Genomic DNA, 13,679 nt, shown 5'->3' with positions numbered 1-13,679 from the left:
TAATGTATGGAGCTGGGTGTTGAGATTTCCAAAATTATCTTGGCACTGATGGTGCTGATTAATCCTTTTGCCACGCTGCCGATTTATCTGGACTTGACCCGCAACCATAGCAAGCGTGAGCGGCGTAAAGTGGCGGGTGTGGCGGCGTTGACAGTGTTTATCGTCATCGCGGTATTTGCCATATCGGGCGGTTTTTTGTTGAAACTACTGGGCATTAGTGTCGGTTCGTTCCAAGTCGGCGGAGGGATTTTAGTTTTCCTGATAGCCATCTCAATGATGAACGGTGATGGTAATCCGGCCAAACCTGATGTTGGTACCAGCGAAGATAATGCCATTACCGTACCGGTTCAGAAGCACAATGCCACCGCCGTGGCGGTGGTGCCGATTGCCATTCCGATGATGGCGGGGCCGGGCGGGATTTCCACGGTCATCATTTATGCCTCTGCTGCCAAAAGCTACCGCGATATTTTGGCGATTGTAGCCGCCGGATTGTTGGTCGGCGTGATTTGTTATCTGATTTTGCGTGCGTCCGACCAAATCAGCAAATGGCTGGGCGATACCGGCCTAAGCATTCTCAACCGTGTAATGGGCATGCTGTTGGCGGCGGTGTCGGTGGAAATTATCGTTGCCGGATTAAGGTCGATTTTCCCGCAACTCGCGGCTTAGGCCGTCTGAAAACGCTTTGCACGAAATTTGATTGAAACAACATATTATCCTTATCCGAATACAAGGCCGTCTGAAAAACATGGATTTCTTTCAGACGGCCTATTAGGGTCTGTTGACATTCCATCACGCGGCATCTTCTCGGCGAAAAACACGGCTGCTGCGTTGCAAATGCTCGCAAGGTGTCCAACCTTGCTGCGCTATGCGCCTTGCACCCGCGCTTTTTCTCTCGAGAATCTGCTTCGCGGATGGATTGTCAACAGACCCTAGTGAATAATAGAAAAAAAACACACAAAGGAGCCGCCATGTTTCACAGTATCAATGCCTTTAACGGAGAGGAACTTTACCAACGGCCGTTTCAGCCGTGGCCGGATTTTGCTGCCGCGCTGACCCAATTACGCACCCGCCAGCAGCAGTTTGCCGCCCTCAGCGTGACCCAGCGCACAGCGTTACTCAACCAATTTGCCGACCGCTTGGATGCAGAAAAAGAGCGTTTGGCGGAAATGGTGTGTGAGGAAGTGGGACGCTGTCTGCACGAATGCCGCGCAGAGCTGAATAAATCCGTCGATTTAATCCGCTATTATGTGCGCCTGGCACCCGAACTCTTGGCACACAAAACCATCGCCACCCAAGCCAGTTTGAGTCAGGTACGTTTCGAGCCTTTGGGTGTGGTGTTGGCGGTCATGCCGTGGAACTATCCCGTATGGCAGGTTTTGCGGTTTGCCGTGCCCGCCTTGTGTGCGGGCAATGCCTGCGCGGTCAAGCCCGCGCCGAGCGTGGGGCGGGTAACGGCGGCCTTGTTTGAGCTTATCGGCGACAGTCTGCCCATGATTCCCGCTTGGTTGGACAACGACGATACCCTGCAAGCCATTGCCGCTGCCGACGCAATGGCGTTTACCGGCTCCACCCGTACCGGCCGCCATCTGGCCGCCCATGCCGGACGCCATCTGAAAAAAAGCGTGTTGGAGTTGGGCGGCAGCAATGCCGTTATCGTTTTGCCTGACGCGGATTTGGCGCAGGCGGCGAGAGAGGCCTGCTATTCGCGTTTCCGCGATGCGGGGCAGTCGTGTAATGCAGCGAAACGGATTATCGTGTGCAATGAAATTGCCGACCGTTTTATTCCGCTGTTTTTGGCCGAATGCGCCAAACTGAAAACGGGCGATCCGAAACAGCCCGAGACCACGCTGGCACCGCTGCACCGCGCCGACTTGCGCCAAAGCGTACACGAGCAGGTGCGCGACGCGTTAGATAACGGCGCGGAATGCTTGATTGGCGGCAAAATGCCCGAGGGGGCGGGCTGGTTTTATCCTGCTACGGTATTGGACAAAGTCAATCCGCGCTGCCGCGTGTATCATGAAGAAGTGTTCGGCCCGGTGGCGATGATTTTGCGTGCGGATAGTACCGGACACGCGGTTGCGCTGGCTAACGATTCTCCCTTCGGCTTGGGCGCAACGATTTATTCCGCCGATACTGAAGCGGCTTGGGGTTATGCCGAAAAAATCCAAGCCGGTTCGGTGTTTGTCAACCGCCATACCAGCAGCGACCTGCGCCTGCCTTTCGGCGGGGTAAAAGATTCGGGTTACGGGCGCGAATTGTCGGAATTTGGGTTGTATGAGTTTGTCAATGTCAAAACCTATTGGCAGAAATAAGAAGGTCTGTTGGCGTTTCATCCACGAAGTAGGGTTTCGAGCAAAAAAGCGCGGATACAAGGCAAGTACTCAAAGAGAGCGGTTTTACACGCTACGCTAGTATAGTTGTTTCAATTTAGTTTGAGACAAGGCAGCAAGCTGCAGACAGTACAAATAGTACGGGTCGGCGAGACTTGCTGCTTCGGCAGCTTAGCCAAGCCCCCTCTTTGAGCAAGGCGCAGCAACGCTGTATCAGACTAAATTGGAACGACTATAAAACCCGCCAGCGCAGCAAGGTTGTGAACACCTTGCGAGCATTTTTAACGTAGCAGACGCATTTTTTTACCGGATGCCGCAGATGAAACGCCAACAAACCCCGAGGCCGTCTGAAAATCCGTTTGTTTTACGGCTTTTCAGACGGCCTTGCGCTATAATACCGCTTCTGATTTTTCCGCTTGTGTGAGGAGCATGCCGCCATGAACGATTATCCCGATATGCCGTCTGAAGACCGCGAAGTCAGCGCCCTGTCGCTGCCGCCGCATTCGATGGAGGCCGAGCAGTCGGTATTGGGCGGCTTGCTGCTGGAGAATGCGGCGTTTGACCGCATTGTCGATGTGGTCGGTGGCGAAGATTTCTACCGCCACGAACACCGCCTGATTTTCCGCGCCATTTCCAAGCTGATTAACGAGCACCGTCCGGCCGACGTGATTACCGTGCAGGAAGCCTTGGAGCGTAATGACGAATTGGAAGCGGCGGGCGGATTTAACTACCTGATTACGCTGGCGCAAAATACGCCCTCTGCCGCCAACATCCGCCGCTATGCCGAGATTGTGCGCGAGCGTTCGATTATGCGCCAGCTGGCGGAAGTGGGTACGGAAATCGCCCGCAATGCCTACAATCCGCAAGGGCGCGACGCGGGGCAGCTTTTGGATGAAGCGGAAAACGCCGTGTTTCAAATCGCCGAAAGTACCGCCAAATCCAAACAAGGCTTTTTGGATATGCCGACGCTGCTGGAAGAAGTGGTGCAGCGTATCGACATGCTGTATTCGCGCGACAATCCCGACGAAGTGACCGGCGTATCCACCGGCTTTATTGATTTGGACAAAAAAACTTCCGGCCTGCAGCCGGGCGATTTGGTGATTGTGGCCGGCCGCCCGTCTATGGGTAAAACCGCGTTTTCCATCAATATCGCCGAGCATGTGGCGGTGGAAAACAAACTGCCAGTGGCCGTGTTTTCCATGGAGATGGGCGGGGCGCAGCTGGTCATGCGTATGCTCGGCTCTGTCGGCCGCCTCGATCAGCATGTGCTGAAAACCGGCCGCCTGCAGGACGAACATTGGGCGCGTCTAAACGAAGCCGTGGTCAAACTTTCCGACGCGCCGATGTATATCGACGAAACCCCCGGCCTGACCGCGCTGGAATTGCGCGCCCGCGCTCGCCGTTTGGCACGCCAATACAACGGCAAATTGGGCTTGATTGTTATCGACTACCTGCAACTGATGTCAGGCTCCGGCCGCAGCGACAACCGCGCTTCCGAGTTGGGCGAAATTTCCCGTTCGCTCAAGGCTTTGGCCAAAGAATTGCAAGTGCCCGTCATTGCCCTGTCGCAGTTGAGCCGTACCGTTGAGCAGCGTACCGACAAGCGTCCGATGATGTCCGACTTGCGCGAATCGGGCGCCATCGAGCAGGACGCGGATTTGATTATGTTTATGTACCGCGACGAATACTATAATCCCGAGTCGCCGGTAAAAGGCCTGGCCGAATGTATTATCGGCAAACACCGTAACGGCCCGACCGGTAAAGTATTCCTGACCTGGATGGGACAATTTACCAAATTCGACAACGCCGCGTATGTACCCGAATCTGCTTTGATGGAAGATTGAGACACAAAGGCCGTCTGAAACAAGCGGATTTCATATTTCTTTAGGTATCAGACGGCATTATCGTTTAGAATGGCTTGGTGCAAATACATGCACCCGCCAATATTAAAAATACCTACACACATTACCCCAATACGTTTTACTGACCGGATACCCATGCCTGAGCAATCCAAAGGTTTTACCCTTATCGAACTTTTGGTCGTGATTGCCATTACCGCAATCATGGCCATTATCGCTTTTCCCAATTTCAACCAATGGCTCTCTTCGCGCCGCGCCGCTACCCAAGCCGAACAAATCGCCAACCTGCTGCGTTTTGCCCGTGGCGAAGCCGTGCGCCTGAATCTGCCCGTGTATGTCTGCCCGGCGCAAATCAAATCAGACGGCAAAGCGCAAAGCCAATGCAGTCTCAAATACATCAATCAGGGCATGTTTGCCTTTGCCGATGTTAATAGCGATGAAGACTACGACAGCGATGACAACGATATTTCCCTGCGTACCTTAATCCTAACGCCGAGTACCGATACCCAAAAAGTAGCCTATACTTTTCAAACCTGCGATTTTTCAGGCGAGTGTACCAGCGGTAGCAATAATATTTGGGCATATTACCCGGATGGCACATTTGGTTACAGCACGGCAATGGGGGAAAAGAGCAGCTTCAACATCGCCCAAGGCTATGTCAAAATCGCCTTGACCGATTACAACGCCGATACCGATGACGAAAAAGCCACCCGCGCCAGCGTGGTGCTGATTGACAGCAGCGGCCGGGTGGAAGTGTGCGCCAAATCCGATACCCGCACTTTGTGCGAATATCCCGAATCCTAATGACAATAAAATGACCATGAAAACACGCTTTTTACAGCCGTCTGAAGGCCGTCTGAACGCTGCCGAAGCAGGGATGACGCTGATTGAAGTTTTGGTGGCGATGTTTGTCTTGTCCATCGGCGTACTGGCTTTGCTGGCGGTACAACTGCGCACCGCTTCCGGCGTGCGCGAAGCGGAAGGGCAGACCGTTGTTTCCCAAATTACGCAGAATTTGATTGAGGGCATGCTGATTAATCCGACCCTGTCGGCGGCAACCGATTCTTCCGGTAGCGTAACCGGCTGGACAGACAAATCCTATACCCGTTATCTGACAGATTCGCAGGCGGCGGCTTCTTGTTCGCCCGCTTACACCACCGGTATGAGCAAAGCAACTCTGGCAACAGCGCAAATCTGCCAGTTCAGCAACGGCCTTTACGCCGCGTTACCGGAAGCCAAGGTGTATTTTTCCATTTGCCAAGATACTTCCGGGGCAACGCCAACCTACGCCGATGGCAGCGTGGATTTTAATTGCGATGGTAACAGCGGCACGACCGTGGTCAAAGTGGCTTGGTTGGCTGATATGGAAACCAGTGATGATGATACATCGAATAATAATTTGAGTGTTTCCGGAAATTATGTTGTTTATACTTACCAAGCCAGGGTTGCGGATTGAAAATGAATAAAAAATATCCGGCTTATTCGCCAATAAAACAGCAGATACAGGGTTTCAGCTTGATTGAGTTTTTGGTGGCCAGCGCGTTGAGCATGATTGTGCTGATTGCCGTAACCTCTACCTATTTTACTGCACGCAATCTGAATACGGCGGCGAGCGGCCGTGTCAATGTGCAGCAGGATTTACGCAACGCCACCAACCTGATTGCGCGGGATGCACATATGGCGGGCAGTTTCGGCTGTTTCAATATGTCGGCTTATACGGCTGAAGCGGTGTTGAATGATGTGGGGGCATCGGTGCAGGGCTTGAATTTGGCGCCTTACGGTTCAAGTGATACGACAGCGGCGCTGATTCCGGTAAAAGAGTTGTCTGCTTCTGATTTCAGCGCGGATAATTTTACCCCGAGCAGCAGCGTTTTATTGTTCCAATACGGTGTGGACTCGGGCAATATCGACGCCATCGGCAGCGAGATTACCAGCGGCGCACCGGCGGTATTCAGCACCTGTTCTACCATTACGCGGCCGTCTGAAACGCCGACAACCGCAGCCGGAATACGCAGCGCTTTAGGTTTGAGCGGTTCTACCGATGACGGCAACATCGGCGTGATGCATTATACCGTCAATGCTTATGCCATCGGGACTTCCGGCGAGCAAACCGGCCTGTTCCGCATACAGTTGGCGGATGACGGCAGTTGGGGCAATCCGCAATTATTGATTGCCGACGTATCATCATGGGACATCAGCTATGTTGATGTTACCGACGACAGCTGCCCGGAGACCGGCGCGACAACGACCGACAGCGAAACTTTTGACAGCACTTCTAACCTATCAACCGACGCGACACCGGCGATGATTCGTATCGTGATTAACGGCGGTTCGATTAGCGCCGATGACGATAATGCCGTTCATGTTTACAATATCGACACCAATGTCAGGGGGGGCAATACATGCGCCGACAGAGCCATTTAAATCCGCCTAAAGCGTCAGCGCAGCAAGGTTTTGCCCTCTTTATGGTGCTGATGATGATGTTGGTCATTGCCTTGCTGGTGGTGGCGGCAACCCAATCTTACAATACCGAGCAGCGGATTAGTTCCAACGATTCCGACCGCAAATATGCCATGTCTTTATCCGAAGCGGCGCTGCGTGCGGGGGAAAGCGCCGTATTGGGTTTGGGCGATGAGGCCGAGTTTACCGAAGATTGCAGCAATGGCTTATGCGCGGCGGTAGGCAGCAGCAGCGCCAGCGCCAGCAATATGGAAATTACCGTTTCCAACGAATCAACAGTCAATGCGTGGGAGCGCGAATGTGATAGCGATACTTTATGTATTGATACTAACGGCTTGACCTATACCGCCAAGGGTGCCAGCCAAAATGCCCGTTACATCATCGAATACATCAAACTCGATTCTTCCGATAATCCGATTTTCCGCGTAACCGCAAAGGCTTGGGGTAAAAACAGCAATACGGTGGTGATGACGCAATCCTATGTGGCTTATGAATAATAAATTGCAAACCTGTTTGGAAAGGCAGCGCGGCTTTACGCTGGTCGAAATGATGATTACCGTGGCGATTGTCGGTATCCTCAGCGTAATTGCCGTACCGTCTTATCAGAAATATGTCGAACGCGGCTATTTGTCGCAGGCGCATGCCGAGCTGGTGGCGGTTAACAACGGCTTTAAAACCGAACTGGTTAAAAATCCATCGCAAACCAACAGCGAAATTCAGACGGCCTTAAGCAAATATTTGGCTAATTTCAGCGGCGATAAAGCGTTGGCGGAAAAATATACCTATTCGGCAGAAATGCCTGACAGCAGCAAAAGCCGCCGTTACAACCTCGTGGCCGTACCGACGGCTTCCAGCGGCTATACTCTGGCGCTGTGGATGGACAGCTTGGGTAATGCCTACAAATGTACCGATTCGGCTTCGGCGCAGAAATATTTGACCGAAGAAACTAGTGATGTCGGCTGCGAAAAAATCGAATAACCGTTTCCCAATAAATCGAAAGGCCGTCTGAAAACAATATATTATTGTTTTCAGACGGCCTTTTTAATCAGCCAGCTTATTTATGCAGACCGCATTCTTTGCTGTCTTTGCTCTCCCACCACCAGCGTCCGGCGCGGATGTCTTCGCCTTCTTTTACCGGACGGGTGCACGGTTCGCAGCCTATGCTCGGATAGCCTTGGTTGTACAAATCGTTTAGCGGCACATCATGCGCTTGGGCGTAAGCCCAGACATCCAATTCTTCCCAATCGAAAATCGGGTTGAACTTGGCAATGTTGCGGCCGTGATCGACTTCTTCAAACGCTAACTCGCTGCGCGTGGCCGATTGGCTGCGGCGTTGGCCGGTCAGCCAGGCGGGTGCGCCCGCTAAAGCACGGTTGAGCGGTTCGATTTTGCGGATATGGCAGCATTGGCGGCGCAGCTCGACGCTGTCGTACATGGCGGTGGTACCGAATTGCGCTTCAAAATCGGCGGCGGACTGCGGGTCGGGGCGGAAAATCTCCAGCTCGGTATGGTAACGCGTATTGGTGGCGGCAATCAGCGCTTCGGTTTCGGGATTGAGTTTGCCGGTATCGAGCGTGATAATCCGCAGCGGCAAATCCAAACGGCGGATGGCGTCGGTAATCACCATATCCTCTACCGCCAGGCTGGAAGCGAAGGCGGCATGGGGAAAGCGTTGGGCAATTTCTTTCAGACGGCCTTCCAACTCAGCGGTAATCACGGGCAGGCGTTGCTGCTCTTCGGGGGTAACGCTTGGAATCTGCCAGAATTTGGGGCGGAATAAAGACATGGTGGGGTGTTCCTGTGGTTTGGTATGTTTTTATAGATTTTCAGACGGCATTGCTGCCAAATTAGACTGCCATTGTCCGCCCGATATGCGCCAAACGGAAAGAACGCTTGTTTATTTGGTTATAACCAACGCTTCCTGCGACGTATCTTCCCATAGTGGCGGCTGCTGGTTTTCAGGTTGCAAATGACTGACGCCGATTCCAATCAGGCGGAACGCGTCGTCATGCTGCGGCGGAATACGCTCGGACAATGTGTGCGCGGCTTGCAGCAGGGCGGCCGAATCGGGTAGGGCGGAGGAGTAGGTCAGACTGCGGGTAATGATACGGAAATCATGCGTTTTCAGCTTGAGGGTCACGCCTTTGGCTTCTACCTGTTTGCGTTTGATTTGCTGCCACAAATCGTCGGCTAAGTGCGGCAGGTGCAGCAGGGTTTGCGCCAGCGGAAAATCGTCGGGCAGGGTAATTTCGGTGGAAATCTGCAAACGCTCGCGCTCGGGTTTGACCGGGCGTTCGTCTATGCCGCGCGCCAAATCGTAGAGGCGGTAGCCGTAGCGCCCGAAGTGGTTGAGCAGCTCGCCGCGCTCGAAACGGCGCAAATCGCCGGCGGTATGCATGCCCAGCGATTGCATTTTTTTCAGGGTAACCTTGCCCACGCCGGGAATTTTGCCCAGTGGCAGCGTTTCCAAAAAGGCAGCGATTTTTTGCGGGTGCAGCACAAATTGGCCGTTGGGTTTGCGCCAGTCGGAGGCGATTTTGGCGAGAAATTTATTGGGTGCGATACCGGCGGAAGCGGTCAGGCCGGTTTCGGCTAAGATTTCGGCACGAATCTGCCGCGCCACATCTTGCGCATAGGGGATGTTCTGAAAATTTCGGGTAACATCCAGATAGGCTTCGTCCAGCGACAGCGGCTCGATTAAATCGGTATAGCGGCGGAACACGGCATGAATCTGCGCCGAGACCTGCCGGTATAAATCAAAATGCGGCGGCACATACACCGCCTGCGGACACAGCCGTTTGGCCGTCGCCACCGCCATCGCCGAATGCAGGCCGAACTGCCGCGCTTCATACGAAGCGGCGCAGATGACCGAACGCGCGCCGTCCCACGCCACCACCACGGGCTTGCCTTTGAGGTGCGGCTGTTCGCGCAGTTCTACCGAAGCGTAGAACGCGTCCATGTCGATATGGATGATTTTGCGCTCGGACATAATGGTTTAATGCAACTGCATAACGCGGTCGGGCTCGGCGGACAATACGCCTTTGATTTGACGAAAATGCGCACCGGCTGCTTCGGCGGAAACGCCTTGCGGCAGACGGACGGCCATACCGTTTAAAGTTTTGTATTGGTATAACACGCTTGCGCCGTAGTCTTGGACGGCCTGCATTAAAGGCGCAGTGCCGACTGTGGCGTCGTAGAAAATAATCAGGTTGCCGCTGACACTGCTTTCGGCCGGCGCGTACACGGCTGCGGTCACGGGCTGCGGTTGCTTGAGCGTATGGCAAGCGCCTAGCAGCAGGGCGGGTAAACATGCGGCGAAAATTTTGGCGTACATAAATAAAAAAGGCCGTCTGAAAACAGGAAAGGGAAAACCTATTTTACCCTGTTTCAGACGGCCTTGTCCTTGCACGGCAAGCGCTTATGCGCCCATCGGCACATCCATCAGCAGGATTTCCGCATCGCCAACGGCGGTTACATCAAAGCCATCGGTGTCCCACACGCCCAAACCGTCGCGCTCGTTTAAGGTAATGTCGCCGATTTTGGCTTGTCCTTTGATAACGAATACGTACACGCCGTTACCGGGGCGTTTAATGTCGTAGCGTTTGCTTGTGCCGTCTGAAAAACGCGCCAAGCTGAACCAAGCGTCCTGATGAATCCATACGCCTTCGTCATCGGGATTGGGCGACAGGATTTGCTGGAAATCGTCGGGGCGGGCGGCCTCGGCAATGCTGATTTGCTGATAACGCGGGGTCAAACCCTGCGCACGCGGGAATACCCAGATTTGCAGGAATTTCACGTCTTGGTCGGCATTGGCGTTCATTTCGCTGTGGGTTACGCCGGTACCGGCGCTCATTACCTGAATATCGCCGTTGCGGATGACGCTGCCGTTGCCCATGCTGTCGCGGTGCGCCAAATCGCCGCTTAGGGGCAGGGAGATGATTTCCATATCGCGGTGCGGGTGTGTGCCGAAACCCGTACCGGCGGCGACATGGTCGTCATTAATCACGCGCAACAGGCCGAAGTGCATACGCTCGGGGTTGTAATAATCGGCGAAGCTGAAAGTGTGGCGGCTTTTGAGCCAGCCGTGGTCGGCATTGCCGCGCGAATCGGCGGCATGGTAAACGGTTTGCATGATTTTTCCTTTGCTGTGTGTATGGTGTTATTGTATGGGCGGGTAGTTAGGAAAACAATAGAATTAATATTGAAGCAATGTTTCTTTTCAGGAAATAAAAGGCCGTCTGAAAAATCATTTTCAGACGGCCTTGAGTATGCATTGAAGCGCTTAACCCATCAGGCTTGCGGCAATTCCATCGCCAATACGGTTTGCTCCTGCTTGGCGCGGAAGTCGGCCAGCTTTTGCGCCAGCTCGGGATTTTCGTTGGCCAGCAGGGAAACGGCAAACAAAGCGGCATTGGCTGCGCCCGCTTCGCCGATGGCAAAGGTGGCTACCGGCACGCCTTTGGGCATTTGCACGATAGACAGCAGCGAATCTTCGCCGCGCAGATATTTGCTCGGCACGGGTACGCCCAATACCGGCACGGTCGTCTTCGCCGCCACCATACCCGGCAGGTGCGCCGCACCGCCGGCTCCGGCGATAATCGCTTTAATGCCGCGTTCGCGGGCAGTTTCGGCATATTCAAACATCAAATCCGGCGTGCGGTGGGCAGACACCACGCGCGCTTCGTATTCCACGCCGAACTGTTGCAGAAATTCGGCGGCCTGCTGCATAACCGGCCAATCGCTGTTGCTGCCCATAATGATACCGACTTGAATCATGTGTTGCTCCGTAAAGGGAATGGTTTGGAAAATAGGGTTTTCAGACGGCCTTTTTCTTGGATAGGCCGTCTGAAAGCGGTAGGGTGGGTTTTAACCTACCGTTTCATATCATGATGGTGGGTGAAAACCCACCCTAGCGGCTACCGCTGTTTAATGCTTACCGCCGCCCGTTTTGCCGCATTGCTGTCGGGATAGGTCTGAATCAGCTTGCGCCAGGTATTGCGGGCGATGTCTTTTTGCTGCATTTTGTATTGGCACCAGCCTATGCTATATAGCGCGTCGGGCGCTTGCGCGCTGCCACGGAAACGGTTGGCATAGCGGCTGCCGATACTGATAACGGATTCGCAGTTGCCCATGCGCAGCTGGCTTTGCAGCAGCAGATACATATTGCGCCGCGCCGCTTCGCTGCCGTTGCCGCCGTCGGATTCTTTCAATACGGCGGCTGCGGCGGCAAAATTGCCCTGACGGTAGTATTTCTGCGCCTGATTGTAAAGGCGCGTTTCGTTGGTGCTGACCGGGTCGGCATCGCTGACGGCGGCGGTGTTACCCGCCAGATAGCTGCTTTTGAGTTTGGCGTCGTTGAGGCGCTGGCCGGTTTTCGGTTTGGGCTTGATTTTATTTTGCCGCTCAAGCTGCTGCACGCGGGTGTGCAGCGAATCCACTTCCCGCTCCAAACGCGCCACTTGGATGCTGAGGTGGTCGATTTGGGTTTGCTCGTTTAACTGCGGATAAGGAATGCCTTTTTTCGGCAGCGGCTCGGCGGTGAGATCGGGCAAAATGGCGCTGTCATCGCTTGGCGGCGGCGCAGAAGTGGCGGCGCAGGCGGAAATAAGCAGGCTGAAAGGGAGAAGGCAAAGGGCAGTGCGGGTGTTCATGCGGTTTATTTTTTCAGTAACAGGGTCAGGCCGTCGCCGACGGGCAGGGTAATCGGCACAATCCGCGTATCCAATGGCAGGTTGCGGTTGAAATCTTGCAAGATTTTTAGGCTGGGCGGGGCATTGGGAACATCGGATTCCATCACGCGGCCGTTTAGCAAAACATTGTCGATTGCCACCACGCCGCCGCTGCGCACCAAGGTCAGGCAGCGCTCGAAATACTGCGGGGTCGGCGGTTTGTCGGCATCAATCAGCGCCAAATCGTAGCTTCCGGCCTCGCCTGCGGCAATCAAGTCGTCCAGCGTCAGCAGCGCCGGTTGCAGGTGCAGCGAAATTTTGTGCACCACGCCCGCCGCCTGCCAGCTTTCGCGGGCAATATTGGTAAAAGTGACATTGATGTCGCAGGCGGTAATGCGGCCGTGTTCGGGCAGGGTCAGCGCCATCGCGGTGCTGCTGTATCCGGTGAACACGCCTACCTCCAGATAACGCTCGGCTTTCAAGAGCCGCGCCAGCCAGGTCAGCAGCGCGACCTGCTCGCGCGCAATCGCCATTTTGCCCAAGCGGTGGCCTTCGGTATGATTGCGCAGCGCGGCCAACACGGGATGTTCCGCTTCGCCTATGCTGTTGAGGTAAGCTTGCAAATCAGGGGCGACATTGGTCGTGGTGGTGGTCATGCCGTCTGAAATCAGTCTTGGTAATAGGTGTAGGGTTTTTTGGCGACTTTGGCGGCTTCAAATTCGGCCTGTTCTTGCGGGTCGAGTGTTACGTCCCACAAAAGATGGCGGTTGTCGAGGCGTTGCTGCGCCAAGTCGGGGCGCTCTTCCATCAATTTGTCTAAAAATTGGGTGGTTTCGGATCTGTAGTTGTACATGGTGTGGTTTCTCCGCCAAACGGTTAAAGGGGATAAACGCTTATTATAGCCGATATTTTTAAGGGCAACAGGGTTTCGGGTATAATGGCGGGCTGTTGCCGCGCAAGCAGTGTCGCGCGGCGTGAACAACCGGCGCAGGCCGTCTGAAATCTTGATAGAGTGTTTTGCTTTTTACTACTGAATATAAGCTAGAGACAAGTTGTAAGTATCTAGTTGAATTTCGGGAACGTATTTTGTTAGGCAGACAGAATCCGCAAGGATTCGTCATTCCCGCATAGGCGGGAATCTAGGCGCTTGGATTCCCGATGTCCTGCAAGCATTCCAGAAGTGTTTGGCTTCTGGATTCCCGCCTGCGCGGGAATGATGAAAATCTGGCGATTTTCTATCTGTTGTTACCCCATGCGGTGTTGAAAATAAAATATGGGGCTGTACTAGATAACTAGATTTATTCAAAATCATTTAGAATAAATCCCATGAAAAAAAGTCGACTGAGCCCTTATAAGCAAAA

Annotated in this window: 16 protein-coding genes; 8 read left to right on the top strand and 8 right to left on the bottom strand. The window is 54.0% G+C overall.

Going from position 1 to position 13,679, the window contains the following annotated elements; translation table 11 throughout:
* Positions 1 to 6 precede the first annotated feature (6 nt).
* The 8 genes from J2T37_RS09345 to J2T37_RS09310 all read left to right on the top strand — a co-directional run bounded on the left by J2T37_RS09345 (position 7) and on the right by J2T37_RS09310 (position 7,627).
* Positions 7 to 666 carry a MarC family protein gene (locus tag J2T37_RS09345; RefSeq protein WP_253355332.1) on the top strand — a complete coding sequence of 220 codons (660 nt, stop codon included), beginning with the start codon at positions 7 to 9 and terminating at the stop codon, positions 664 to 666.
* 302 nt (positions 667 to 968) lie between these two features.
* Positions 969 to 2,312 carry an aldehyde dehydrogenase family protein gene (locus tag J2T37_RS09340; RefSeq protein ID WP_253355331.1) on the top strand — a complete coding sequence of 448 codons (1,344 nt, stop codon included), beginning with the start codon at positions 969 to 971 and terminating at the stop codon, positions 2,310 to 2,312.
* 455 nt (positions 2,313 to 2,767) lie between these two features.
* Entirely contained in the window at positions 2,768 to 4,174 is a 1,407-nt protein-coding gene (gene dnaB, locus J2T37_RS09335) for a replicative DNA helicase (protein WP_253355330.1), read from the top strand.
* Positions 4,175 to 4,327: 153 nt separating this feature from the next.
* Positions 4,328 to 4,993, top strand: coding sequence for a pilus assembly FimT family protein (locus tag J2T37_RS09330; RefSeq protein ID WP_253355329.1), 666 nt, complete (start codon positions 4,328 to 4,330; stop codon positions 4,991 to 4,993).
* A gap of 10 nt (positions 4,994 to 5,003) precedes the next feature.
* On the top strand, positions 5,004 to 5,645 hold the full coding sequence (pilV, locus tag J2T37_RS09325; RefSeq protein WP_253355328.1) for a type IV pilus modification protein PilV: 642 nt from the start codon (positions 5,004 to 5,006) through the stop codon (positions 5,643 to 5,645).
* 2 nt (positions 5,646 to 5,647) lie between these two features.
* Entirely contained in the window at positions 5,648 to 6,613 is a 966-nt protein-coding gene (locus J2T37_RS09320; protein ID WP_253355327.1) for a PilW family protein, read from the top strand.
* Positions 6,592 to 7,146, top strand: a complete 555-nt coding sequence (locus tag J2T37_RS09315; RefSeq protein ID WP_253355326.1) for a pilus assembly PilX family protein — start codon at positions 6,592 to 6,594, stop codon at positions 7,144 to 7,146. Before J2T37_RS09320 ends, J2T37_RS09315 begins: the two co-directional genes overlap by 22 nt.
* On the top strand, positions 7,139 to 7,627 hold the full coding sequence (locus J2T37_RS09310) for a PilX family type IV pilin (RefSeq protein WP_253355325.1): 489 nt from the start codon (positions 7,139 to 7,141) through the stop codon (positions 7,625 to 7,627). Before J2T37_RS09315 ends, J2T37_RS09310 begins: the two co-directional genes overlap by 8 nt.
* A 76-nt stretch (positions 7,628 to 7,703) precedes the next feature.
* Here J2T37_RS09310 and J2T37_RS09305 read toward each other — a convergent pair whose 3' ends face one another.
* The 8 genes from J2T37_RS09305 to J2T37_RS09270 all read right to left on the bottom strand — a co-directional run bounded on the left by J2T37_RS09305 (position 7,704) and on the right by J2T37_RS09270 (position 13,171).
* Positions 7,704 to 8,435 carry a phosphoadenylyl-sulfate reductase gene (locus tag J2T37_RS09305; protein WP_253355324.1) on the bottom strand — a complete coding sequence of 244 codons (732 nt, stop codon included), beginning with the start codon at positions 8,433 to 8,435 and terminating at the stop codon, positions 7,704 to 7,706.
* A gap of 111 nt (positions 8,436 to 8,546) precedes the next feature.
* On the bottom strand, positions 8,547 to 9,638 hold the full coding sequence (gene dinB / locus J2T37_RS09300) for a DNA polymerase IV (protein ID WP_253355323.1): 1,092 nt from the start codon (positions 9,636 to 9,638) through the stop codon (positions 8,547 to 8,549).
* 6 nt (positions 9,639 to 9,644) lie between these two features.
* Entirely contained in the window at positions 9,645 to 9,983 is a 339-nt protein-coding gene (locus J2T37_RS09295; RefSeq protein ID WP_253355322.1) for a S8 family serine peptidase, read from the bottom strand.
* 84 nt (positions 9,984 to 10,067) lie between these two features.
* The gene (locus J2T37_RS09290; protein WP_253355321.1) at positions 10,068 to 10,781 is read right to left on the bottom strand and encodes a pirin family protein; all 714 of its coding nucleotides are present in this window, start codon (positions 10,779 to 10,781) and stop codon (positions 10,068 to 10,070) included.
* Positions 10,782 to 10,939: 158 nt separating this feature from the next.
* Positions 10,940 to 11,425, bottom strand: coding sequence for a 5-(carboxyamino)imidazole ribonucleotide mutase (gene purE, locus J2T37_RS09285; RefSeq protein WP_253355320.1), 486 nt, complete (start codon positions 11,423 to 11,425; stop codon positions 10,940 to 10,942).
* 140 nt (positions 11,426 to 11,565) lie between these two features.
* A complete protein-coding gene (locus J2T37_RS09280; protein ID WP_253355319.1) occupies positions 11,566 to 12,300 on the bottom strand; it encodes a tetratricopeptide repeat protein in 735 nt (244 codons plus the stop codon).
* Positions 12,301 to 12,305: 5 nt separating this feature from the next.
* Positions 12,306 to 12,974, bottom strand: coding sequence for a class I SAM-dependent methyltransferase (locus tag J2T37_RS09275; RefSeq protein WP_253355318.1), 669 nt, complete (start codon positions 12,972 to 12,974; stop codon positions 12,306 to 12,308).
* A gap of 11 nt (positions 12,975 to 12,985) precedes the next feature.
* Entirely contained in the window at positions 12,986 to 13,171 is a 186-nt protein-coding gene (locus J2T37_RS09270; RefSeq protein WP_253355317.1) for a DUF3460 family protein, read from the bottom strand.
* Positions 13,172 to 13,679: the final 508 nt, after the last annotated feature.

It is taken from the genome of Neisseria perflava (genome assembly GCF_024170405.1).
Classification (GTDB): Bacteria; Pseudomonadota; Gammaproteobacteria; order Burkholderiales; family Neisseriaceae; genus Neisseria; species Neisseria perflava_B.
The sequence above is the reverse complement of the archived record's forward strand: the minus strand, read 5'-3'. Positions and strand labels throughout refer to the sequence as shown.

Coding starts and splice junctions, on each gene's coding strand:
- J2T37_RS09295 (WP_253355322.1), bottom strand. CDS start 9,983: ATGTACGCCAAAATTTTCGCCGCATGTTTACCCGCCCTGCTGCTAGGC.
- J2T37_RS09345 (WP_253355332.1), top strand. CDS start 7: ATGGAGCTGGGTGTTGAGATTTCCAAAATTATCTTGGCACTGATGGTG.
- J2T37_RS09270 (WP_253355317.1), bottom strand. CDS start 13,171: ATGTACAACTACAGATCCGAAACCACCCAATTTTTAGACAAATTGATG.
- pilV (WP_253355328.1), top strand. CDS start 5,004: ATGACCATGAAAACACGCTTTTTACAGCCGTCTGAAGGCCGTCTGAAC.
- J2T37_RS09310 (WP_253355325.1), top strand. CDS start 7,139: ATGAATAATAAATTGCAAACCTGTTTGGAAAGGCAGCGCGGCTTTACG.
- J2T37_RS09275 (WP_253355318.1), bottom strand. CDS start 12,974: ATGACCACCACCACGACCAATGTCGCCCCTGATTTGCAAGCTTACCTC.
- J2T37_RS09290 (WP_253355321.1), bottom strand. CDS start 10,781: ATGCAAACCGTTTACCATGCCGCCGATTCGCGCGGCAATGCCGACCAC.
- J2T37_RS09305 (WP_253355324.1), bottom strand. CDS start 8,435: ATGTCTTTATTCCGCCCCAAATTCTGGCAGATTCCAAGCGTTACCCCC.
- dinB (WP_253355323.1), bottom strand. CDS start 9,638: ATGTCCGAGCGCAAAATCATCCATATCGACATGGACGCGTTCTACGCT.
- purE (WP_253355320.1), bottom strand. CDS start 11,425: ATGATTCAAGTCGGTATCATTATGGGCAGCAACAGCGATTGGCCGGTT.
- J2T37_RS09315 (WP_253355326.1), top strand. CDS start 6,592: ATGCGCCGACAGAGCCATTTAAATCCGCCTAAAGCGTCAGCGCAGCAA.
- dnaB (WP_253355330.1), top strand. CDS start 2,768: ATGAACGATTATCCCGATATGCCGTCTGAAGACCGCGAAGTCAGCGCC.
- J2T37_RS09340 (WP_253355331.1), top strand. CDS start 969: ATGTTTCACAGTATCAATGCCTTTAACGGAGAGGAACTTTACCAACGG.
- J2T37_RS09320 (WP_253355327.1), top strand. CDS start 5,648: ATGAATAAAAAATATCCGGCTTATTCGCCAATAAAACAGCAGATACAG.
- J2T37_RS09280 (WP_253355319.1), bottom strand. CDS start 12,300: ATGAACACCCGCACTGCCCTTTGCCTTCTCCCTTTCAGCCTGCTTATT.
- J2T37_RS09330 (WP_253355329.1), top strand. CDS start 4,328: ATGCCTGAGCAATCCAAAGGTTTTACCCTTATCGAACTTTTGGTCGTG.